The organism is Paenibacillus sp. FSL W8-0426 (assembly GCF_037969725.1).
Lineage (GTDB): Bacteria > Bacillota > Bacilli > Paenibacillales > Paenibacillaceae > Paenibacillus > Paenibacillus hubeiensis.
In genome coordinates, this window is sequence record NZ_CP150203.1 from 5,222,724 (window position 1) to 5,246,060 (window position 23,337).

The window sequence follows — 23,337 nt, forward strand, 5'->3', positions numbered from 1 at the left end:
TAAGAGGGTTTGGCGAATAAGAATCAAATCAAATATTAAGCGGCATGTTCTATTTCGTAAAATAATCACTGAGACTGCTTTGATCAACCGGTTTTAAACGGTCAAAGTATTTTTGTTCATATAGTGCCTTAACTGTTAAGTTAATATTCTCTTTACTTACTTCCTTCACTAGAACTAAATTAGGCTCAATGGAATAGTACCCATAATCCTTCAACTCCGATTCAAAATCCTGCTGCAGCCTTATGATGTCATACACATAAACATGGTATAGGTTGTTTGAGATACTAACAATGACATCGTTTCTATATCCTTTACTAATTGCTTCGCATTCGGCTAATTCTGTATCTTCGAGAAAATATACTTTTATTTCATCCACGACTCAGCCCCCATTATTTTATCGGTGATACTTTAATTTAATAAGTCCTTAAGCCCCGTTCAACAAAATAGCTGTATTTCCCCATGCAAAAGGTTACTTGGGAACACCTGTTGGGCAATCATCAGTCTTTCCCATTTAACCATTTGTTTATATAGTACTTATTAGAATTTATGCTGAGTTTATTCTGATAATCTGCTATACTTCCTTTATTGATAGACCTATAAGAATTTATATCTGTAGTTCCATCATCTTGCCACTTGCAATATGGGCAAATATCATAACCTGTTCCTGCAATCTTATCATAAAGTTCTGTTAAAGTTTTTAAACCACAACAAGGGCAAGGATACAATTCTTCTACTTCACCAATAACTTCAACTTCATATCCTGTAATAGCATAAACGATCTCTGCTAAAAACCCGTTACTAACACCTTGAAAATCCATCTCACTTAGTTCCATATTAATTTTTGAAGAACTTTCCTCAAAATACTTTGGCAAATCTATTTCTTTTTCAACAATATCACGTACTGAGCATATTAATTTAAAGAAATTCTCCCTGGATATATTTCTCATTCAATTAATCCCTTTCCTTTTAACATTAAGATTACAGCATCATCAGGACGACCATCCCATTTATAAAATGACTTGATTTTACCTCCCACATCAGTCCCTACGAATATAGATTTAGTTGACGGCTCATATCTATATATAAACGCTCCATCTTTCACTTGTATAACACTATCAGATGTGCTAGTACCAAATTCGTAAGCCATGTTAGAGTATTCTTTTGATGATTTTGCCCCAAATTCATTACCATGTTTTTCATAGTGCGCTTTTAATTTCCCCTTACTCCATAAATCAGCCATCTTCTCTGTTGGTCGCCATAAAGATTCAGCCTGTTGATTAGGATTACCCGTCCCCTATGTTGTAAAGCTGAACTATTGAAAAGTAACGGTTGTTGCTAGAATTACTAGCAATACCACCAGTTTCAGCTTGCTTGCTTTTCTACTTTTTCAGGCAGACGGAATGCTGTTTTGTTTTTCATCATGCCGTAGATGATGTTAACTAACCGCCGCATCACACATACCAATGCTTGCGTTGGCGTTTTTCCTTCTTCTTTCTTGCGGTTGAAATACTCATAAAACAGCGTATTGCGCGGCTTTTTGCTCCCTTTTGAAACTTGAACCTGTTGAACAGCCAGATTGTAAAACAGTCCATGCAACACTCGATTGCCTTGTCTGCTTTTCAGATTGACGTGCTTACCACCCGAACCCACTTTTACAGGGGCAATTCCGGCAAAACGAGCCAGCTTATCTGCACTAGTGAAGCGGTATATATCGCCTATTTCCGCTACCAATGCAGAAGATGTTACCAGATCTATGCCCGGCATTGTCTCCAGTTGAAGATCGAGTAGCTTCATCATGTTATGTAATTCGCCTTCCACTCGGACGATTTCCTTCTTGTTGAACCGGATGTCGCGGACATGGCTACGAATGAGAAAGTCACGCTGCTCCTGATACGTTCGGGTTGTGTCGCCATCTGCCTGAATCCACGCTAACAATTGCTCAGCCTTCCGGGTGGAACAAGCGTTGTTGCTGGTCAGCCGCAGAAAATGAGCCAGTGATTCTACTGTTTCGCCTTTTAGCAAATAAGGCGATGGGTACTTGTGCCAAAATGACAGCGCACATTTGCCATCCAGCTCACTAAAAAACTTCTTGTAACTTGGATAGTGGTAGCTGAGCTGCATGTGCAATTGGTTTTTAAGCGAGGTCAATGCCTTAATCAAGCCATTTCTCCTCGTCACCAATTGACCAATCGTCCAGTATACGTCCTGCGGGTTTGCGCCCGGTAACATGTCCAGTTTGTTCAGCAGGATTCTGGCTACGCACTCCGCATCCCAGCTATCGCTCTTTTGCGTGGTTGGATAGCTCTTGCGCTCGGCATACGACAGAGCAGAGTTGACCTCTTTCACCTGTTGCTTCTGATCCAGCAAGTACACAGCCAGCGAACGACCATAGCCGCCAACGTCTTCTAATCCATAGATCGGCGTAATGCCTCGTTTCTTGAACCGCTTCACAAATGCAATCAGTTCAGGGAATGCCGATGGCTTATTTTCAAACGTAACTTCGCCTAATTTCTCATGCCAGCAATTGACCACAACTGCCGTATGGGTCTTTTTATGCAGGTCAATACCTATGTAGATATGCTTCGCTTTGTAGTGCATGTCATCCTTCCTTCTACCCATCAAGTCCGATGCGTATTGAAACCATGTCGGCAACCTCAGTTCAAGCGTTAGCTGCTTACGCAGCCCGCAACGGGACGCTGGCGTGGTAGTTTATCCTTCTGATCTGCTACCGTATCCAAATGCTCCGCTCGGTTCAACAACTGCTGAATCTCTCCTCTAACCTGAAAATCTGTACGTCCTGATCGCTGCAACTCTGCCGCCTGTCCACGTAATTCCCTTGCTTGCTGACAGTAACTACGAATTTCATCCAGTAGTTGTTCATAGGCTACTTGTGCCTGTGCAATCATTCCTACCTGTTTTACTTCCTGTTCTCGTTTCGCCATATCATCCAGCTCCTTCGTTTATTTTCTGCACGCAAAAAAGCTCATTCCTACTCATAGTTCAAGTGGGAAAGAGCTTTTGAAAGTTTATCAAGTGTTTAAATTGTTTAGTGTTTGGTTTGTTGGTTGTATTGTACGATCTTGCTGTTGGAGTTGTAAACTCCTAACTATTGTCCATCCTCATTCTTTATTTCTTTCCACTCAACCTCGCTAGATTGAATGTTTAATACAATTACATCATCCAAACCATTGAGAACCATTTTAATACGCTCACCTTTTCCTTCAAATGGGAGTAGATCGACCTCTAGTATTTCACTACTATCCAAATTAAATAATTGAGGTTCAGTTTTGTAGAATGCTACATCAGAGAAAATTAATATTCCAAGCTGCATTTCTGGTTCAGTTTCAATATAGAAGGATTGTTTCCACTGACACAATTCTAATGTCATCCTTAACTGCTTCTTGACTTCATCATATTCTAAATCCTCTACAAGACTATCAAAAAGGGTATACGCTTTGATAAATTCTGATGGTTTCATTTTACTCTCCTAATCTAAGGTATAATGTGAGATGCTTTTGAGCCTTTTGCTACCGGATTACCATTAGCATCAAGGTAATAATCATTTTTCCCTGTACTATTGGGATTGTGAATATGATAATGATCCTTACCCTCAAAACCGTTTGCTCCTGGTTTCCCAGGATCAAACCTAACTTTCATTCCTGTAACAGGGTCAATATATTCTCGTGAGCTGGTATTCTTCGCCATTCCTTCAGGCGTTGTATCCTTCCAACCGTTATTAATTAATTCTTTAGGATCCTTCGGTAAATTATTAGTAGTATACTTAGCTTTTGGCGTCCCCTTAGTAGACTGCCCATTATTCGATGTGGAAGGCTTGCTACTACTCGATGATCCACTTCCGCCTCTGCTTCCACCGCCACCCATGCTTCCGCCTGGGGTCATTCTTCCTGCACTAGCGCTGCCGCTGCCATTATCTAATCCTAATAGAACATTGCTGCCGGCTTGTTTCCTTTTCCACTTGGGTCTACGTATTGAAGTAGATTGTTCTCCACATACGTATATAGATGGAGACTAAGCGGATTCGTAGCTTCTCCTTCAAATGTATCTTCGGTGATAAATCTTCCTACACTTGGATCATACCACCGGGCTCTTAAATACTGCAGTCCTGTTATTTCATCCCAATATTCTCCCGCATAACGCAGGTTATTTGGGACGGTTTCATTTGTTTGTTCCGGGTTGCCCCAGATATCATACGAATATTGGTTTAGTATGTTCCCGGAGGCATCCCGGATTTCGGTGACATCTCCATGGCCATTGGTCACATCATACTGCAATTGACTTTGTCCTGCCCATTGCCGTGCAATGGGATTGCCCGTGGCATCATGTACGTAGCCTACAGTGATCTGCACCGTTCCCGTACTGCTTACTGTTCCTTCCGCTACAAGCAATCCACGATCATCATAGTAGTACCGGGTGGTTTGACCGCCTGAAGCTCTCTCCACCATCAAACCGTCGCCATTGTAGCGGTATTTCACGTTTTGGTCGTTAACACTCGCTTCCGTTAACTGATTCCGCGCGTCATAAGTATAGGAAACGACGTTGGGCGGGCTCCATTCCCGCGCACTCTCCAGACTACTCCGATTATCCCGAACATCATAGGTGTACGTTTCAGAATATCGACTGGAGGATTTGATCCTGAAAATTGCTTGAACAAGAAAATGTAAAAGTTACCATGGACGGCAAAGAAAAATGCACCCCTAGAGTTTCATCGGTTAAATTTCCAATGTCCATTCTAAAGGGTGCACTTCACAGGGCCGATCCGGTTATATTTCGACTATCATCAGTCCGTCCAAGTATGAATCTATTGAAGGAATACCAAGCTATGATTCATTCTCTCTAGCCGAACAAAGGCGTAAAACAATTTCTTCACCATCATAAGAAAGTATGACGAAAAAATTCCTTTGCGTAGAGAACTGTTTATAGACTGCGCAACGAGGAAGAGTACCCCCTTTCAGCTCGGCGCATACGGAGACCTAGAGCGTGTTTAGACAAATCAAAAACACCAGGGATTCTGAAGATCCTGCTTCACGGATTACAAAAGGTAACCCCTGAGGTTGAGGGGCCTTGTCTTGCCCATAATTTCCTGAAGAAAGCAGCGATTAGAGAAATACGCAAACGCGACCGAAGTAGTGTAGACCTGTGCTTCGTCCCGTTTTGGATCCATATCGTTATTATTTTTACTTATCGGTATGACTATGGAGCCTTTTAGACATCCCCAACTTTAAGGCCTAGATCTAATTCATATCTAAGTAGTTTTTATACCAATCAGGGCGCTGTGCTCGAATTAATGCAAGCGCTTCAGATAGGGCACTTCCTTTTAATTTTAATATTTTTTCATAATCAATTCGTTGGGTCATAATCCAAATATGTGCTAAAGACTCACCACAACTTGCCGCTATCATTTCATCGTAATTATTGTTATTTGAAATATTAATTAAAAAATCAATTGTTTCGTCGTCTTGAAAATTAGTTCCCAGGTCAATTATTGCATCATCTTTTTCAGCATCATTTGATTTAGGATCTAACAAGATTTTCATTAAAGATTCTTTATTCATACCTATCAGCTCCCAAGGGGAATATGTGTACCTACGCTTCGTCCACCCGTTTCTCCAGTAAAGGGGTTGATATACGTTCCTTTATCATCCAATCTAGCATCAAAACGAGGTTGATTGCTTCCAGCTTGCAAGCCTTCTCTCGTACTTGCTTCGGGTTTAATTTTTAACCTCCAACTAAATACTCCATCCTTACTCTTTATTCCCCATTGTTCGACGCCTCCAGAGGTATTTTGTTGTACCCAACCTTTTTCTTTAGCCCATTCTCTCAGGTTTGCAGTGTTCTTGGAAATGCTACCAGTGTCTTTAACCGGAGCACTACTTGCCCCCTTAGTAGACTGTCCATTATTCGATGTGGAAGGCTTGCTACTACTCGATGATCTGCTTCCTCCTCTGCCTCCACCATCATCCATGCTTCCGCCTGGGGTCATTCTTCCTGCACTAGCGCTGCCACTGCCATTATCTAATCCTAACAGAACATTATTAGCCGGCTTGTTTCCTTTTCCACTTGGGTCTACGTATTGAAGTGGATTGTTCTCCACATACGTATATAGATGGAGACTAAGCGGATTCGTAGCTTCTCCTTCAAATGTATCTTCGGTGATAAATCTTCCTACACTTGGATCATACCACCGGGCTCTTAAATACTGGAGTCCTGTTGTTTCATCCCAATATTCTCCCGCATAACGCAGGTTATTGGGGACGGTTTCATTTGTTTGTTCAGGGTTGCCCCAGATATCATACGAATATTGGTTTAGTATGTTACCGGAGGCATCTCGGATTTCGGTGACATCTCCATGGCCATTGGTCACATCATACTGCAATTGACTTTGTCCTGCCCATTGCCGTGCAATGGGATTGCCCGTGGCATCATGTACGTAGTTGACTGGAGGATTTGATGCGATTTAACTTGTCATACGTGAAGAGATACGTATTTCCTTCCTCGGTTTTGCTCGTTATGTTCCGAGTGTTATCATAAGCATAGCTATAGCTCGGCCCTTGGTTCCCATTGAATGTATGGGAGAGGCCGGACAGGTTCAAACCGTCATACATGTAGGTTTCTTTCCAACCAGCAGCAGCACTTTTTTGAGCCATACTATTGTTGCCACGATACGTGTATGCAAAACTCCCGAGGACCGTTCCACTGTCACTGGCCAAACTCAGAGATGCCAGAAGTGCCGAAGCTCCCTTTTATGACAATAAGATGAGTGGCAGCTTCTAAAACACTGGTAAGAGAAGGTAAGCACTCATACAGGCCGCCAAGCTGTAACTGTAAAGTTGGAATGTCCCGATCGTTCAACGCAAAAAGCACCGCCATCCCTTGTTCAAAGGGATAAACGATGCCTGGTTTGCATGGGCCTGGCAGCAAGGCCAAGCGTAGAAATCTGTTCTTATAGCGAAGCTTGGTATATGGAGATGACGTCTTCGCGCTGCAATTGGTTGAAAAAGCCGAATGGTCCAAAACGCATGGCTTTATCGGCCATCGCATCAATCTGGCTGCCATCAATGCCGTAATCGGCCAAGCGGCTGGGAGCTCCGATCGAAGTCCAGAATTCGCGCAGCGCTTGAATGCCTTCTTCGGCAACCTGTTTGTCCGATTTGCCTTCCGTGGATACACCAAACACGTTTACGGCGAGTCGTTTGAATCGCTCTACATTGACATCGAGATTATGCTTCATCCAGTGCGGGAAAAGGATAGCCAGTCCGCCGCCATGGGGAATGTCATACACGGCCGACACCGCGTGTTCGATATTGTGCGTTGCCCAATCCCCGGCAAGACCCATGTTCAGCACATCGTTCAGTGCCATCGTTCCACAGTAGAGAATGGTTTCGCGAAGTTCATGGTTCTCCAGATCTTTAATGAGCAAAGGCGCCGTATCAATCACCGTCCGGAGAATCGTCTCGCAGAATCCGAGCTGAACCGGCGTGTTGGTGTCCGGATGGAAATAATGCTCGAAGACGTGCGACATCATATCTACCATGCCGTAGACGGTCTGATCCAAAGGAACGGTATACGTATGTACCGGATCGAGGATCGAAAACGCGGGATAGGAATATTCGCTGAACCAGGCCCATTTTTCCTGCGTATTCTCATTGGTGATGACCGAACCGTTGTTCATCTCGGATCCCGTTGCAGCCATCGTCAGCACCGTTCCGAGCGGAAGTCCGCCTTGCGGTGTGGCCTCTCGCACAACGACATCCCACATATCTCCCTCGTATTTGGCCCCTACCGCGATCGCTTTGCCGCAGTCGAGCACGCTGCCTCCGCCAACCGCGAGCACCAATTCGATCTGGTGCGTTCGGCATAACTCCACGCCTTTGTGGACCGTAGATAGGCGCGGATTCGGTTCGACGCCTGCCAGTTCGGTCACTTCTGCGCCGATTTCGTTCAATTGGGCGATCACCTGATCATACAGCCCGCTGCGTTTGATGCTCCCGCCGCCATATACAAGCAAAATACGTTTTCCGTATTTGGGTACTTCCGTTTGCAATGCCTGAAGCTGTCCTTGGCCGAAAATCAGCCGGGTCGGATTATAATACTGAAAAGATCTCATAACGTTTGTTTCCTCCAAAGAAGTCTGAATTTTTGTGGAACAACTATTATAGTTCTCTTTATATGTAAAAACAAATATAGGTTTATCAAGCGTGATCCGATCTTCACACTTGGGAATATTCACAACGATTCAGCACCCTCCGTGCCGACGTCGATTTCATCATGACGCTGATCCGCCTTCACTCTTGAAAGCAAATTTTTGAGGTGTTCACGCAACTCTTCATTAGATTCAGAAGGTTTAGTTTTGGGACGCAGTAACAATTCATTATTTTCCGTAACGCGTATTTCAATCTCCGAACCTTCCTCCAGATTAAGACGTTTAAGCAGTTGATTGGGAATCCGAATGGCACTGCTATTACCCCATTTGCTGAGTGTAGCTGTCGTCATGACCTTTTCACGCCTCTCTTTGGATTGTTGTCCCAATTATACTCCTCCTCACCACAATTGAATATCCATATGATTTACATAAAGGATAATAAAGATGGTTCGCTTTCCCCTTATTAAAGGTAAGAATATCGTCGGCGGCTCGTCTGTCCATCGTTATTTTGAAAAACAAAAACATCCCTGCACGTATTTCCACGACAGGGATGCTGTTTCGCTTTTAGCTTCGATGCCGAGGCATCGGCTGCGTAAATAAATTTCCTAGATAAGTTCCTGCTTCCGCTTCAGATATACATACAACGCGACGCCGGATACCGCGCAAATCGCTGCGCATAGTCCGATGAACCCGTATCCTGCCTGAAGTCCGCGCAGCAGGCCGGTTTCAGTTGTCTGACCGTAGAAACCCTTCACACCTTCGATGACCCAGCCGATCACGTAGTTGCCGATGACGCTGCCCACGCCCATCAGCGTGACCGTAAACGTAATCGCCGTGTCGCTGCCTTTGGGGTACCTTTTGGCAATGAAGGCCATGACCGTCGGATAGATCATCGCGATGCCTGCGCCGGATACCGCGAACAGGAACGCCAGACTTTCCCCGCCCCCAATCGCCGCGAACGTGCATACCGCCGAGAACGCAGAGAACAGGATGAGCGACAGCACAAACCCGATGCGGTCCGTCAGCGGCCCAAGCAGCAGCCGCCCAAGCGAGAACGTGAGGAAAAACGCCGACAACATGCCTGAGGCTTTGACCGTATCCCACGCATACGCTTTTTCCAGGAAGTTGACCAGCCAGCCGCCTACCGCAAGCTCCGATACAACGCCGAAGGACAGAATGGCGACCATCATCCAGAGTGCAGGATCACGCGTCAGCATTTTGAGGGAAATGCGGTCCTCATGCGCCAGATCGTCGCCCGGAAACGTGCTGCGCAGGGCAGCAATGATCGGCAGCAAACAGAGCGCCAACATGACGAGGTACATGCCGCGCCAGTCGAGCTGGTGTCCGAATATCGTGAGCGACATCACACCTGTGGCAAGCAGTGGCGCAATCGTCGAACTGGCCCCGTAGAAGAAATGGGACAAGTTCATCATCATGCCCGTATTTTTCACGAAAATCCGTGCCCCCAGAATCGCAAGCGCAATCTCCAGCATGCCGTTTCCGATGTACATGAAGAAATAGGATGATGCAAAAAGCGGATACGTATGAGACAAATAAATGAATACCCCCGACAAAATCATCGAGGCAAAAGAGATAATGCTAACGGCCTTGATGCCCCATTTGCGCACCAAAATCGCGGTGAACGAGCAGGCAATGAGATATCCGAGCGCGTTCAGGGACAACAACGTCCCAAGCTGTTTCTCATCCAGGTTAAAGTCGAATTGAATGCGCGGAATCGCGGGACCTTTAATATTCTCCGAGATGCCAAACACGATAAAACCTAGAAAGATCGTTGCCAGCTGCATGGCATATAACTTGTTGAATTTCTTTTTCGTCGTCGCTCGCTGATTCAAAATAGGTCCTCCTGTAATCCGATCCAAAGATCAAAAATGGTGCTGCGGACACCAAGCTTTACTTTTCCTAATATAAATTGTGTCTGGTCGTGCCGAAACGGGATGATAACGTTCCGAATTCGTTTTCGGAATAATGCCCCGAGCGAGGGAAAGCGGTACTGCTGGAGATCACTCAGGTAAGCCGGAGCAAACGTTTCTTCCTTGGTACTGCTTTCTTCCAGCGCATATGCAGGACAAAATGACAGCTTTTGCATCCTTCGCTCGGGTTGGTTCAGCCCTTTTATCAGCAATCGTCATTCGTTTGAAAATTACTCGCCTGCTTATTTCTCGGGTCGTCTTTACTTGTTCACGGCTTCCCTTTACCAGCGTTTCTCGACTCGTTCGATTCGGTAAGTCAGGCTCTCCAGCGTCACCGCTACAAGGCCAGTCACATATTCGCGTCGGGTATCCTGGTGGATCAGCAGCTTCGGCATATGCTCCTGCGGAATCGTATCGAGACAGCGTTCGATGATGGCATCGTGCATGCCCGGCTCGACGGCGTCTCCCGTGATGACGATGGCCGCGGGGTTGATAATCGCGATGATCGAGACCATTGAGTGCACGACCAATTGCAGCAGCCCTGCGGGCGTTTTCAGCATTTCAAGCTGTTTTCCCCGCGTCATGCCAAACGGCAGATACGAAATTTCACCCCCGAAATGGGTGTTGCCGGACAAAGGGTGCCCTTCGATCATAAAGCCCGCACCCGGAAAATAATTTGGGGAGAACGACAGTACGGCAAAGTTTTTTTCCTCGGCAAAATGCTGCTCGGTGTACAGCCCGTACACCGTCAGGTTCATGTCGTTGCCCACGACCACTTCCACGTCCTCGTACTGCTCCTTGAGCCGCGGACCAAGCGGCTGCTCCGCCAGCTCCGGTACGTCGCAGATGCCGATCACCCCATGATGCGCCACGCCGGGAATACCGATCCCGATCGCCTGCACGTTATGATACCGGTCAACAAGCTCCGCAACCAGTTTCTCCATCGTAACGAGGGTAATCTCATCGTACAGAAGCGTCTGCTCATCCAGTACCTCGCCATTCAGGTTGGCGTTAACCGCCACGATCGAGCGCTCCCCATTTACGATGCGAACGATGAGGGACAATACGCTGGCGTAATCCGCATTGAACTGATATCGGCTTGCCGGTCTGCCCCCGCTTGATTCGTCCGGTCCAAGGTCGATAATCTCCCCGGTCTGGAGCAATTCGTTCAGAATCGTGCCACACGTCGCGACACTGAGTTTCGTTAGATTCGCGATAGACGCTTTCGTGCCAACGCGGATGGTGCGCAGCGTATTTTTTACAAGTTCCACGTTGATTCGTTTGACCTGCTGCGTATTGTGTGCTGTCGGGTTCAAGGCGGTGTCATCCTCCTTTCGCGATGTTGGATTTCACGGTTGATTATTTTAAAAGAGTTTTAATAAGTGAAGTTTAGGTGGAGTCGAGCGGAAAGTCAATGCTTCAGTTGAAAATAAAACAGCTATGAAAGAGCGGAAAAAGACAGTGCAAGATCGTAAAACTCATGACCCCGCACTGCCCTCTGTCGGTTTCGTGTTACGTAGACTGACTGATGCGATACGCCAGCATGCTTTTCTCCAGCCGAATTTCGAATAATTTTCGGTTTAGTTCCTGCTCCATCGTGTGTAGATGGTAAGCAGCTTGCCTCACGGTATCCATTTCCAAAACGCCAGCCTGCTTGGCAATGATGTCCATCGCGTCCGAGATGAGTTTGCGACACCTTGTAAGTTCGTTTAAGGCTTCATCTTCTCGCTCGGTTAGCTTTGTGTACTCTAAGGTTAGTGCTTCAATGTTGGTAGCTGTCATGTTACCACTCCTTGGTAAGGAGAGGTTATCACATCTATAGGAGAAATGTGGTACGTGTATGCATACCATTTTTTCAGGGTCAGTATTTCGAAATGCCGATACCCACCCGGAACGCCTCTCAGATGGCCGTTTTGAACTCTTCCGTTTTCGTTATAACAAGTTTTTAAATATCCGCACGGATCAGATTATAGTCATTGTCAAAATACGCATGGATTCGGTGACCGCCAAACAGTTCTCCGTCGTCATACTCGCAGTAAATATGATCCTGCTTCATCACAATATCCAACAGTCGGATGCTCTCCGCAAATCTTTCTTGGCTGACATTATACTCCCCCGCGTCAACCCGATCCCAGTCCAGGTCTGGGTCATCCTCGTCGTACTCTGGCCAGAAATCATTTTTGAACGTCACTAACTCACCCGCGATCCTTGCCTTGGCCTGTTGATCAAATTCAGACAATCCCTCGTACAGCTTCTCAGCCCGGTGTATTATCTCTTGCATGTTTACCTTGTTGTCGGATGCATCCAATATCCAGTGCACTGCGCCTTCGCGAAGCGTGTATCCTTCACTTATTTCTTCGTAAACCAATGTGCCCATCTTCGCACTATGAATCGATTTCAACAACGTCCACAATCCTCCTTTACAACACACCGTTCATTCCGCCGAACATCCGGCCTAACACATCCCATTGTACAAATATCCAACATAATATCATAGCTAAAGATAGACCAACCAACAGATTCCTTTTGTTCTTCGGGATGGCAGCCAGCAGGATTACGACCATCAATATGTATACCGCATAAAGCCATGGGATCAAATAATAATGCGTGTGAATCGGCAAGTATGCGTTTCGTAATTCATACCCTTCCGCCAGCAGCACGGTGATGGGAAGCGATAGGATCGCAGCAGAGATGAACCCTTTTCCACGCGCATACCACATCACATACGCACAGGCTGGAGAAATTAATGAGACTTAACCCATAAGTTTGCCATTTGGCAAGCTTATGCTTCCAATTCACCCATCTACATACACACATTCCTATTTCGCTTTGAAAATGTGCAAAAAGTGCCCGTTTCAGGACCTTTATGAATGAAAAATCACTAAAAATATCGGTTGCAGGAAGTGACACCTTCAAAATGTACAATTTGAGTTAGAGGAAGTGTAAATTATGGTTTAAATGAAATCTTTAAAGTCAAAGAAGTCAATCACTATTACGATTGACTTCACTTGAATTTATTGAGCTATCGTTTCCCGTTAGCGAAATAACAGAAAGTTAACACAAATTTATTTAACACAGATTACTCGTCCTTTTGTCATTTGCACTAATTCTTCAGGTGTTAATTGAAACACTGCTCTTGGATGTCCGGCAGCAGCCCATATCTCTCTAAATTGTAACAAGTCTTCATCAATAAGAGTGATGATTGACTCTTTATGTCCTAAAGGGGGTACGCCTCCAATAACAAATCCTGTGTGTTTACGTACAAAATCAGCGTCAGCTTTTCCTAAATTGTCATTCAGATGGGTGTTAATTTGCTTTTCATTAATTCGATTTACTCCACTGGCTATCACCAATAAGGGTTTATCGTTATTTTTGAGTCGAAAGATAATTGACTTAGCTATATGTGCAACCTCGCAACCTATCGTATCGGCAGCTTCCTGTGCAGTTCGTGTACTGTCAGGTAGTTCTATAACTTTATTTGCATATCCCAACTCTATTAGTTTGTTTTGCACCTGTTGTGCACTATCTTTAAGTTGACTTGTCAACGTGTATCCCTCCTTAATGATTACAAGCAATTAAGATTCCGCATAATACATAACAACCTGTATTGTCACATCTTCGTCCGATTTATTTATATAACGGTGTTCAACATTGCCTGCAAATCTTATAGCCTGTCCTTCTTGTAAGGCGTATATTTCATCCTTAATCTGTAGATTAAACACTCCAGAGATAACTGTGATGTACTCTTGAACCCCATCATTGTGTGGGAGTGAAACATAGTTACAAGTAGGACTAAGAATAATCGTAAACGTTTCAATACGTGTTTGGGGGTCAAACGGAAACAGCAAGTATACTCTACAATTTCCATTGTCTTCTGTTAAATCTGGAATTTCTTTTCGAGTTGCAATGGATACTACTGCCTCATCCTCTTTAAGTAGAGATGAAAACGAAATATTGAGTCCCGTAGCAATTTTCCACACGGTTGTCACTGTGGGCTGCGTTTCTCCTCGCTCAATTTGATGAAGCATACCTTTACTAACCTTTGTTAAATCAGCAAGCTTATCTAAGCTTAACTGCCTATGTTTTCTAATACGTTGCAGGTTGTTTCCTATCCTGATGTGTATAGCATTCAAGAAGTAACATCCCCTTTCGTTCATTATACTATACAAATATATCATTATAAAGTACATTTTACAAACGTTGTATTGGGCTAAACCGCCCGTTCGTATTATGAGGTCAGCCAGTTTTTACTGTTTGACCTCTTTTGTTCGTAGGAGGTTTAGTATGGGTATCCGGGGTAGACGTCTCTCCCCGTGGGGCTTGACCCCGTGAGCTAAACTGTTCACCCCCTACTTCATCACAATATCCAACAGCCCGATGCACGCCGCAAATCTTTCTTTGCTGACGTTATACTCCCGTGCCCATTTTTGCACTATGAATCGATTTCAGCAACGTTTACCATCCTCCCTTACAACACACCGTTCATTCCGCCGAACATCCGGCCTAACACATCCCATTGTACAAATATCCAACATAATATCATAGCTAAAGATAGACCAACCAACAGATTCCTTTTGTTCTTCGGGATGGCAGCCAGCAGGATTACGACCATTAATATGTATATCGCGTATAACCAAGGTATCAAGTAATAATGAGTGTGAACTGGCAAGTACGCGTTCTGCAATTCATACCCTTCCGCCAGCAATAAGCTAATAGGAAGCGACATGATCGCAGCAGAGACAAACCCTTTTCCACGCGCATACCACATCACATACGCACAGACTGGAGATATCAACGCACATATGCCCCAGAACAAGATGGCTTTTCCAGGGAAAAAATTCAGGAACAGCGTGGTATACACGTAATAAACGGCAAGCATGGAAACAAAAAACGCAAAAACGTTCGCTGACGCCCATTTGGGCGAGCAGCTAAACACCGACAAAAGCGTCGCCGTAAATACCCAGATCCCCAGGCGTCCGCCGATATTATCAAATATGGGGTTAATGCTTGCATTGTCTACTAACTTTGCGGCTACACCCATGATGATTCCCAGCACGGTGGCATAAACGATGGAACGAAGCTTGTGTTCTTTGGTCGACCCAATCGGGGTTCGAATAGAATTCAAGGCTCGGTTGCTTACCATTTCACACATCCCCCAGACGAGCGATGGCATATTGCAGCAATTGTGCTTTTTTCGCTTGCGTAATCTCCAGTGGGGCGTCTTTTAATGCTTGTGGATTCACTTCGATTTTTTTTCCGGCAGCCTCCTGCTGCTGCGCAATTTCCATCATGGTGTTCACCGGGCTGGTGTAGTTTCTAAGCAATGAGCGGCATAGTCTTTCCGTGAGCTTTTCCGGTTCCTCGTTTACGAAGCAAAGCTTGCCGTGTACCAAAGAAACATGTTCCTCAAATTGGTCCTTGAGATCGACGACATGCCAGCCTGACCAAATCTCCCGGACCTCGCGAATCACTTCTCCCAGATCAGGGGCATACCACAAATGGATCGTTCGGGCTGGGATATCGAGATGAAATCCTTGATCCGGAATCTCCTCCGGCCATTCTTTCAAATCCAGTTCCGTGCGTCCGACATGTTGGTCCAAGTGTTCGAGCAGTTCGGGACCTTGCAGCAAATATTCCTCCATCTCCCACTGTGCCGGATATAATCGTAGTTCCCCGTTCGAAAAAACGATGCTCGCAATCGTTCGCACCCAGCCTTCCGCCGATTCCGGCGCTAATGCAGCAGGCTCTACAGGCTTGTTGGTCCGCCCCGTCAATTCATCCGTGGGATGGCCGACATATTCAGCCAGATCCAGAATGCCCGCCGATGCCCATTCAATGGACCACCCGGGCCATAGCGGCTTCATCATTCGAATCAGGTGCCTGCGCAGCGGAATTTCGTAATTCACGTCCTCCCCGCCGTACCAGAGCAGCACTTGACGATCCAAATCCATCAGCGCGCCCCCTTCCGCCCACGCCGTATCAAGCCATGCTGTCGTCGGCTCTTGACGTTTGATGAATTCCAATGCTCCTTCCGGGCCCCAAAACAAATTTTCCGGCATCGAGATGCCGCCCCAATGACTGTAATACAGTGAATATGTATGATGTTCAACCAGTAACAGATTTGCACGATGCCCCATTCATCATCTCTCCCCTGTATTTCATAATCGTTGTTACTATAGAAACCGCATTAATCAATCACACTTGGCCACTGCGAGTTCAGTACCATCTTCCGATCGCTGTTATCCCCAGATTTTTTTGAATCCCCTTTTTCAAGGGGAAATCCGGTGATAAAGGCGAACGCTTCGCTTCTTCAGATTGGTCCTGCCTCTTCGTTAACGTGTTTATGTTTTTGCGGTTTATATCTATCAATAATATTATAAATCCTCCACTTTTCCCCAACCTTTTAATTCCTTAAACGTAATATTAAAGTAAGAAAAAAGACAGTCCGTTGAAAGATGCCTTTCGTATACTTAACGTATCCAGCGTACGAATCGTTTGAACGAAAATGGACCATGAACAGGAAGGTGAACTTTCATGCAAAAACAGAGGGTAAACGACCAGCGTTCCGTTAAAAAAATACCCTTGCCGACATTGCCCCTGAAGCGCGTTTCTCCCCTTGGGCCGGGGTGGACAGGTGCGATCACGGTATTAAGCTTAGTCACGTTATGTAATGGATTGGTGCAAGGATACTACTATTTGGGATCACGAAGCGTTGCGGACTATTTAATCGGGACTTCATTGTTTTTGACCGTAATCCTGGGTATTACCGGAATCATTGCCGGGTTGCTGCATTGGGCAAAACAAATGCCTTCACGATATGTGTGGTCCATGCTTGCTTCGTTCTGTGTGTTGTCGATCAGTTTTTTTGGTCCCATCCCGTTAACGCTGCTGGTTGCTCTAGTAATGATTATTTGCTTTTCCCTGCTCGGTGCGGTGCTCTATCGATTTAAGGCTGGAGCTTATCGGGAAACTAAGATCTGGAAAAAACGGACGACAGGAGCAGCTGCCGCAGCGGCTCTCATTCTGATCTGCATGCTGGGGTACTGGCTCATGAGTGAAGGCAAAGCTGAGCTAACCGTGCCGTATCCGTTACAAACCGTCAAATCGGCGGAACAATACCGCACGACATTATCCAATCCGGCGGAGCCTGGGAAATTCCGCGTGAAATCGATAACCTACCGAAGCGATCCAACATCTCGCAAAGATCTCGGAGAACAAGGCATGCTTATAACCGAACCCGTCGACGGTTCAGCCTTTGTGGACCAATGGGCGGCGAGACGCACAAAAACGTTCGGTTTCGGGCCGGAAGCGATGCCGTTAAACGGGACGGTCTGGTATCCCGAAGGCGACGGTCCGTTCCCGCTGGTGTTGATCGTACACGGCAATCACCTTGCGACGGAGCCTTCCGACCCGGGTTATGCTTATTTGGGCGAGCTGCTGGCAAGCCGGGGATTCATCCTGGCTTCCATCGATCAAAACTACCTGAACACTTCTCCATTCAACGACCTGTTCATGTTCAGCGTTCTGAAAGGAGAGAATCGCGCCAGGGGATGGCTGATGCTGGAGCATCTCAAGACATGGGAGAAATGGAACTCCACCGAAGGCAATCCGTTCTATGGCAAGGTGAATATGCAGCGCATCGGGCTGATCGGACATTCCCGGGGCGGCGAAGCCGTCACCACGGCGGCGGCTTACAATGAAATGACATCCTATCCCGAGGATGCCAACATCAAGTTCGACTACCATTTCAACATCCGTTCCATCGTTTCGATTGCCGGCACCGATGGGCAATATCAACCGGCCGGACAACCGATCGTCTTGAAAGACGTGAACTATCTGGCCCTGCACGGTTCAAACGATATGGACGTCTCTTCGTTTGCCGGAGCAAATCAGTATCACCGGACCCAATTTACGGGTAACAACGGATTTTTCAAATCCTATGTGTACATCTACGGAGCCAACCATGGACAATTCAACAACGAGTGGGGCAAACACGATGGTGTCGGCTTGGGAAACATGCTGTTCAATACGGCCGAGCTTCTTCCCGAGGAGCAGCAAGCACTGGCGGCAAAGGTGCTGATTTCGTCTTTTTTGGAAGCCACGCTGAAGGATCAAGCCGGGTACCAAACCGTGTTTCAGGATCTTGGGCACGCCAGGGAATGGCTGCCCGAGACGATGTATATCAGCAATTATTGGGATGCAAATACAACAACGATCAGCAGTTATGACGAGGACAGCGATCCTGAGACGACCACGTTGTCGGGGGGCCGCTTGGAAGGAGAGTCGCTTGGGGGATGGAAGGAGCAGAAGATGGAGATGGCCCATACGGTCGAGCAGTATAGCGCCGTTTCCCTGGAGTGGGATCACGCGACAGCTTCTTCCGTCCCTGCCTACAGGGTCGTTTTGCCTGATCGGGGAATCGAAACGACCGAGCAGAGTTCCATCGTGTTCTCCCTGGCTAACGGGAATGCGGATCATGATGCAGAAGACGGAACAAACGCGCTGGTCGATCTAACCGTTTTGGTTGAAGATGACCAAGGAAATGCCGGCCGTTTGCCGCTAAGCAGCGTTTCTCCCCTGCTGCCGATGTTCGAAGGGTCGCTTGCCAAACGGCCGTTTGCTTTCTTTCAGACAACCAAGGAGCCGATTTTTCAGAATTATGCCTTCAGCCTGGCCGAGTTCGCCAAGACCAACTCTAATTTTAACCCGGAACGAATCCGCAAAATCAGCTTTGTGTTCGATCAGACGGCCAAAGGAAACCTATTCATCCGGGACATTGGCATCCGCAACGCCAAGCCGTAGATACTACCTGATGCTTTGCAATAAACAGGAAGATTCTATACTAAAAGGACGTCGTCCTTTAACCGACTTGATGGTTTTAAACCAAAGATCCCCTCCGAATTTCAGCGCTGCGATGCTCTGTTTCGGATGGGATTTTTTTTGCCGCTTCATCTCCCCTCTATTTCTCCATTCCGTTAAACTCCCTCAGCATCTGTGTAAAATCAGTCAAGCGCTGGTCATCCCAATGGGAAATTCGCCCGTAAAACGCATCCTCCTTTTCCTTCAGCGCCTCGATCGTCTGCTGCCGTCCCTGCTCCGTGAGCGAGAGCAGCACGCCGCGGCGGTCTTCCGGAGATACCTCACGGCTGACGTAACCGGCTTGCTCCAGCTGTTTAATCAAACGACTGACTGAGCTGCGGTCCATGGCCGTCGCTTCGGCCAACGCAGCCGCGCTCGCCCGGCCGTGGGAATACAGCCAGCGAATCAGGTGAAATGCCGCAGGTTGGAGGGCTGCGTCGAAGCGTGCCGCCGTTTGCACATGCAGTGCATGCGACGCGCTGATTAACGCTTGGATCTGCTCTCCGAGCGCGAGTTCCAACCGTTCCCGTTCAGTTAGATCCGCTTGAAAATCCTTCATCTCCAATATTCCTCCCACTCATTTAATTGACAAATATCAATTAATCATTATAGTTGATTTATATCAATCATATAACCCCTCGCAGCCTCTTGTCAAAATCAGAGGACGGATTTTATTTTATTCGCCAAAGGAGAATGATTCATGTCCAAGTCCAATCATCCGATCGTTGTCATTACCGGCGCCACCAGCGGGCTCGGTCAGCTCGCCGCCCTTGAACTGGCCAAACGCGGCATGCAGTTGGTGTTGACTGCCTGAAGCCGAGAGCGCGCCGCTGCCACCCATAAGCTCATTGTAGAAGCCGTGCCTTCCGCGCAGATTCAATTCTTCTACGGAGACTTGTCTTCCATGCAGGACGTGCAGCGCATCGGACAAGAAATCGGCACGGCTTTCCCGAAAATCGACGTACTCCTCAACAATGCCGGGCTGCATGCGTTCGAACCTCGCACTACGTCCGAAGGATTGCCCGAAATGATGGCCGTCAATTACCTGTCGCCATGGCTGCTCACGCAAACGCTGCTGACTTCCCTGCGAAATGCCGGGAAGGCGCGGATCGTCAATGTCGCATCCGAAGCTTCGCGCCGTCACGGAACGCTAACCTTGCCGGATGATTTGACCGACACATCTCCCTTCACGGCGCGCGGATCCTCCCCGATCTATGGCAAAACCAAGCTGCTTAATATTATGTTCACCGCAGAATTGGCGCGCCGATGCGCAGGCAGCGGCATATCGACGAATGCCCTGAATCCCGGTTTCAACGTGACCGGACTTGGCCGTGAACTCCGGTTCGCATCCGTGCTCGAACGCATCCTGAATGCTCTTCGCATCGGCGACCCGCGCCGGGGCACGGATATGATGGTGCGCTTGGTAACGGAGCCCAAATATGGGCAGGTCACAGGAGGTTATTTTAATGTAGGGACGGGAAAAGAGATCCACGCTGTCGCCCCTGCCCGGGACGTGGCATTACAGCAGCAGCTGTGGCGTGATACCGAAACCTTGCTTGCAGAACGCGGATATTTGAAATAAACAAGTACAGCAGTTGCCATGATTCATGAACTTCCGGACAACACAAAAAAGGGGCTTCATTGCCCCTCCTTCAGTCTATCCGAAGCTAGCTGCCAAAAGGCTGCGTCTAAGCTTCAACTGACTGCTCCCGCGTTATTCAGAACTCCGTACAGACATAAACACGTCCACCTCATCCTCGCTGTCCACCGCAAAACCGAAACGTTCGTACAACCGCCGTGCCGGACTGCCTTGCAGGACGTTCAGATGAACGATCCGCCCCTGCACCTCGGCTCTCGCAAGCAATGTCTTCAGCACGTGTGTACCGATGCGCCTGCCCTGATACGCAGGATCAATGTAGAAATGTTCCAGTAAATACGCATCTTCGCCCTTCGGCTTCAGCGCCACGCATCCGGCCTCATTCCCGTCCACCTCAATGATCCACGTATGCTCAGGATCGAATGTCTTTCGGAACCGCGCGCGCACGTTCACATCGTCATATTTGCCCAAGCGGTTTAAATCGTCATACAACACAACCGCCCGCAGATCGGCGAGCCTGTCCTGATCTTCCTTTGCGGCCCATCGCATGTTCACCTGCATATCCATGGAATCCATTCTCCTTTTTCCACCATTCGCATTAAAACGAAAAAGCCCTTAGCCCGCCAAAACGAAACTTCATGGCTCCTGGGCTTAAGTATAACCTATCTTAGTCAATATCAGAGTCTCTGAACGCCTAAAAGTTACGCCGTGCACATTCCACAGCCATCTGCATCCAGGACATCCCTTCCGAAACGAATCCGATCTATCCGTACGCATGCAGACAAGCTTACCAAATCCAGGAGGAACTATGCTATACTACTTAACAAGCAACGCCCGTCACAATGCCGTCATGCATCCAAACTCGATATAAAAAGAAAGGTGTATGCCATGGAAATGAGAATGATCAAAACCTTTCAGACCATCGTGAAGCTGGGCAGTTTCCAGCAGGCCGCAGAAGCGCTGCAGTATTCTCAGCCAGCGATTACGCTGCACATGCAGAAGCTTGAAGCCGATCTCGGCGCCAAACTGATTCATCGGGGCAAAAAGATCGAGCTGACGGAAGCGGGGAAAATATTCTATGCGCGTGCCGAAATGCTGCTGAGGGAATACGATTTCCTGACACATACCATTGCGGATATTCAACAAGGCGAAGCAGGGTATGTACGGTTAGGCGTTTCGGAGCCTACGGCAAGCCATCGGTTGCCAGCCATCCTCTCCGCATTCAGGGCGCATCATCCCAAAGTCAAACTAAACGTTCGCATCGGGGACAGCAAGCTGCTGAACGAACTTTTGATTGACGAGCAGCTCGATTTCGCCGTTTGCCCTTCACCGGAAGCCAGCCTGGATACCGAGTTTCACCCGCTGCTGTTTGAGCCGATGGCACTGCTCGTATACAAGGACCACCCCTTTGCCGAAATGAATGAAGTCCGTCTTAAGGACCTGAAGGACCACCATCTGTTATTCACGCCTCCCAATTGCCCCATCCGGATCCGCATCGAACAACTGTTGAAAGAACACATCGGAAACGACTATCAGGCCATTGAAATCAGCAATATCCGATCGCACAAGTACTACGTGCAAGCGAAACTGGGGATCACGATCGCTCCGGTGGGAACGATTGCTCCCGAAATTCCTGGTACAACGATAAGAAAACTGTCGGATTTAAACGTCGGACCGCTTGTCGGCATTCTGCGCAAACGCAACATGCCCATAGGCTCTGCGGGGACAAAACTGATGCAGGATATTCGCTCCGCGTTGCTGCAACGCCATTTGCATATTCCCGAATTTCAGCCCCCGGCGCCGATCGCGCGGGCAGAGTAAAAGCTGCGGCTCAGTGCCGCAGTTTTTTAGCGTTCGGGCTTGAAGGCAGTGCGGCCTAATTCAGCCTACTTCAGTCTCCCTGCCGTACGTCCGCCATCCACCGTTAACACAGCCCCTGTAATAAAGCTGGCCTGTTCCGATGTCAGATACAAAATGGCTTGCGGCGCGTCATCCGGCCCCGAAGTGCGACCAAGCGGCGTAATACGAATCATCATTTCCGTGTGCTCTTCCGTCATCACGCTTACCTCGCTGCCCGGAGCGTAACCGGGAACTACCGCGTTCACTCTAATATGGTACGGGGCCAGCTCCAGCGCAAACGTTTTGGTCAGCATTTCCAAACCAACCTTGGAAACCGAATAATTGCCCATACCTACGCCAGCCGTGCTGGCGGCCCCTGAACTAATGTTGATAAACGAACCCGGCACTTCGTTCTCGATCATCCGTTTGGCAAAACGCTGGGTCAACAGGAACGGGGCGGCCAGATTCAGGTCCAGCGTCTCGTTCCATTGTTTCAGGTCCATCTCCATCAATGTCCGATATGGATAGATACCCGCATTATTGATAACGATATCGGGCGCCCCCCAATGCTGCTGTACCGCTGCGATCAACCCGTCCGCAGAACTCTCGTCGGTAAGGTCGGCCGCATGCGTATGAACCTCCACCGCCTCCAACGAAGAAGCAGCATTTCGCAACGGCTCCTCGCGTAGATCCGTCAAAAACAGCCTTGCTCCTTCAGCGGCATAAGCACGTGCAATCCAGCAGCCGAACACGCCTGCCGCCCCGGTAATCACTACTTTTTTGCCAATGAATCGATGATCTGGCATGCATCCGTACTCCTTTTTATCATCTATGTTGTGTTCATGCCCGCAACGGGCAACCCTTCATCCTTTTACAAAGCCCAGGCTTGCCGGATTGAAATCGACGAGTCGCGCCTCTTCGTCCTGTTCACCTCGACGATGATCACATTC

The 23,337-nt window shown here is 47.6% G+C and carries 25 protein-coding genes and 1 pseudogene; 3 read left to right on the forward strand and 23 right to left on the reverse strand.

The window, feature by feature from the left end; genetic code table 11:
- Positions 1 to 49: 49 nt before the first annotated feature.
- From MKY59_RS23650 to MKY59_RS23745, 20 genes are all read right to left on the reverse strand, one after another.
- Positions 50 to 376 carry a hypothetical protein gene (locus MKY59_RS23650; RefSeq protein WP_339274045.1) on the reverse strand — a complete coding sequence of 109 codons (327 nt, stop codon included), beginning with the start codon at positions 374 to 376 and terminating at the stop codon, positions 50 to 52.
- Positions 377 to 497: 121 nt separating this feature from the next.
- Positions 498 to 725, reverse strand: coding sequence for a CPCC family cysteine-rich protein (locus MKY59_RS23655; RefSeq protein WP_339278462.1), 228 nt, complete (start codon positions 723 to 725; stop codon positions 498 to 500).
- A gap of 218 nt (positions 726 to 943) precedes the next feature.
- The gene (locus MKY59_RS23660; RefSeq protein WP_339274047.1) at positions 944 to 1,240 is read right to left on the reverse strand and encodes a hypothetical protein; all 297 of its coding nucleotides are present in this window, start codon (positions 1,238 to 1,240) and stop codon (positions 944 to 946) included.
- Positions 1,241 to 1,362: 122 nt separating this feature from the next.
- The gene (locus MKY59_RS23665; protein ID WP_339274049.1) at positions 1,363 to 2,598 is read right to left on the reverse strand and encodes an IS110 family transposase; all 1,236 of its coding nucleotides are present in this window, start codon (positions 2,596 to 2,598) and stop codon (positions 1,363 to 1,365) included.
- A 68-nt stretch (positions 2,599 to 2,666) separates the two neighbouring features.
- Positions 2,667 to 2,942 carry a hypothetical protein gene (locus MKY59_RS23670; RefSeq protein WP_339274051.1) on the reverse strand — a complete coding sequence of 92 codons (276 nt, stop codon included), beginning with the start codon at positions 2,940 to 2,942 and terminating at the stop codon, positions 2,667 to 2,669.
- Positions 2,943 to 3,106: 164 nt separating this feature from the next.
- Positions 3,107 to 3,478 carry a hypothetical protein gene (locus MKY59_RS23675; protein WP_229523048.1) on the reverse strand — a complete coding sequence of 124 codons (372 nt, stop codon included), beginning with the start codon at positions 3,476 to 3,478 and terminating at the stop codon, positions 3,107 to 3,109.
- A 14-nt stretch (positions 3,479 to 3,492) separates the two neighbouring features.
- On the reverse strand, positions 3,493 to 3,882 hold the full coding sequence (locus tag MKY59_RS23680) for a hypothetical protein (RefSeq protein WP_339274057.1): 390 nt from the start codon (positions 3,880 to 3,882) through the stop codon (positions 3,493 to 3,495).
- A 56-nt stretch (positions 3,883 to 3,938) separates the two neighbouring features.
- Complete coding sequence (locus MKY59_RS23685; protein WP_339278463.1) at positions 3,939 to 4,661, reverse strand: RHS repeat-associated core domain-containing protein; 723 nt, start codon at positions 4,659 to 4,661, stop codon at positions 3,939 to 3,941.
- Positions 4,662 to 5,252: 591 nt separating this feature from the next.
- The gene (locus MKY59_RS23690; RefSeq protein ID WP_339274059.1) at positions 5,253 to 5,573 is read right to left on the reverse strand and encodes a hypothetical protein; all 321 of its coding nucleotides are present in this window, start codon (positions 5,571 to 5,573) and stop codon (positions 5,253 to 5,255) included.
- Between the two features lie 5 nt (positions 5,574 to 5,578).
- On the reverse strand, positions 5,579 to 6,394 hold the full coding sequence (locus MKY59_RS23695; RefSeq protein ID WP_339274060.1) for an RHS repeat-associated core domain-containing protein: 816 nt from the start codon (positions 6,392 to 6,394) through the stop codon (positions 5,579 to 5,581).
- A 567-nt stretch (positions 6,395 to 6,961) separates the two neighbouring features.
- On the reverse strand, positions 6,962 to 8,125 hold the full coding sequence (locus MKY59_RS23700) for an iron-containing alcohol dehydrogenase (RefSeq protein WP_339274062.1): 1,164 nt from the start codon (positions 8,123 to 8,125) through the stop codon (positions 6,962 to 6,964).
- Positions 8,126 to 8,244: 119 nt separating this feature from the next.
- A complete protein-coding gene (locus MKY59_RS23705) occupies positions 8,245 to 8,547 on the reverse strand; it encodes an AbrB/MazE/SpoVT family DNA-binding domain-containing protein (RefSeq protein WP_339274064.1) in 303 nt (100 codons plus the stop codon).
- Between the two features lie 219 nt (positions 8,548 to 8,766).
- Positions 8,767 to 9,966 (reverse strand): MFS transporter, encoded by a 1,200-nt coding sequence (locus MKY59_RS23710; protein WP_339278464.1) that lies wholly within the window; start codon positions 9,964 to 9,966, stop codon positions 8,767 to 8,769.
- Positions 9,967 to 10,373: 407 nt separating this feature from the next.
- Positions 10,374 to 11,408: an ROK family protein gene (locus MKY59_RS23715; RefSeq protein ID WP_339274066.1), complete on the reverse strand. Its 1,035-nt coding sequence runs from the start codon at positions 11,406 to 11,408 to the stop codon at positions 10,374 to 10,376.
- Positions 11,409 to 11,604: 196 nt separating this feature from the next.
- Positions 11,605 to 11,874: a hypothetical protein gene (locus MKY59_RS23720; protein WP_339274068.1), complete on the reverse strand. Its 270-nt coding sequence runs from the start codon at positions 11,872 to 11,874 to the stop codon at positions 11,605 to 11,607.
- Positions 11,875 to 12,037: 163 nt separating this feature from the next.
- Positions 12,038 to 12,469 (reverse strand): DUF2262 domain-containing protein, encoded by a 432-nt coding sequence (locus MKY59_RS23725; RefSeq protein WP_339278465.1) that lies wholly within the window; start codon positions 12,467 to 12,469, stop codon positions 12,038 to 12,040.
- Between the two features lie 688 nt (positions 12,470 to 13,157).
- Complete coding sequence (locus MKY59_RS23730) at positions 13,158 to 13,637, reverse strand: YbaK/EbsC family protein (protein ID WP_339274070.1); 480 nt, start codon at positions 13,635 to 13,637, stop codon at positions 13,158 to 13,160.
- A 30-nt stretch (positions 13,638 to 13,667) separates the two neighbouring features.
- On the reverse strand, positions 13,668 to 14,225 hold the full coding sequence (locus tag MKY59_RS23735) for an XRE family transcriptional regulator (RefSeq protein WP_236415649.1): 558 nt from the start codon (positions 14,223 to 14,225) through the stop codon (positions 13,668 to 13,670).
- Positions 14,226 to 14,560: 335 nt separating this feature from the next.
- Positions 14,561 to 15,235, reverse strand: coding sequence for a hypothetical protein (locus tag MKY59_RS23740; protein ID WP_339274072.1), 675 nt, complete (start codon positions 15,233 to 15,235; stop codon positions 14,561 to 14,563).
- A 1-nt stretch (position 15,236) separates the two neighbouring features.
- Positions 15,237 to 16,229, reverse strand: coding sequence for a hypothetical protein (locus MKY59_RS23745; RefSeq protein WP_339274074.1), 993 nt, complete (start codon positions 16,227 to 16,229; stop codon positions 15,237 to 15,239).
- 397 nt (positions 16,230 to 16,626) lie between these two features.
- Here MKY59_RS23745 and MKY59_RS23750 point away from each other — a divergent pair, with 397 nt between their 5' ends.
- Complete coding sequence (locus MKY59_RS23750; RefSeq protein WP_339274076.1) at positions 16,627 to 18,894, forward strand: MFS transporter; 2,268 nt, start codon at positions 16,627 to 16,629, stop codon at positions 18,892 to 18,894.
- A gap of 157 nt (positions 18,895 to 19,051) precedes the next feature.
- Here the strand turns inward: MKY59_RS23750 and MKY59_RS23755 are convergent, their stop codons facing one another.
- A complete protein-coding gene (locus MKY59_RS23755) occupies positions 19,052 to 19,510 on the reverse strand; it encodes a MarR family transcriptional regulator (protein WP_236415645.1) in 459 nt (152 codons plus the stop codon).
- 141 nt (positions 19,511 to 19,651) lie between these two features.
- On the opposite strand from MKY59_RS23755, the pseudogene MKY59_RS23760 reads away from it, so the two are divergent.
- Positions 19,652 to 20,533 (forward strand): annotated as a pseudogene (locus tag MKY59_RS23760) (SDR family NAD(P)-dependent oxidoreductase).
- Between the two features lie 132 nt (positions 20,534 to 20,665).
- Here MKY59_RS23760 and MKY59_RS23765 read toward each other — a convergent pair.
- On the reverse strand, positions 20,666 to 21,115 hold the full coding sequence (locus MKY59_RS23765; protein ID WP_339274078.1) for a GNAT family N-acetyltransferase: 450 nt from the start codon (positions 21,113 to 21,115) through the stop codon (positions 20,666 to 20,668).
- Positions 21,116 to 21,442: 327 nt separating this feature from the next.
- Here MKY59_RS23765 and MKY59_RS23770 point away from each other — a divergent pair, with 327 nt between their 5' ends.
- Positions 21,443 to 22,369 (forward strand): LysR family transcriptional regulator, encoded by a 927-nt coding sequence (locus tag MKY59_RS23770; RefSeq protein WP_339274080.1) that lies wholly within the window; start codon positions 21,443 to 21,445, stop codon positions 22,367 to 22,369.
- 65 nt (positions 22,370 to 22,434) lie between these two features.
- Here MKY59_RS23770 and MKY59_RS23775 read toward each other — a convergent pair whose 3' ends face one another.
- Entirely contained in the window at positions 22,435 to 23,193 is a 759-nt protein-coding gene (locus MKY59_RS23775; protein WP_339274082.1) for an SDR family NAD(P)-dependent oxidoreductase, read from the reverse strand.
- Positions 23,194 to 23,337 lie beyond the last annotated feature (144 nt).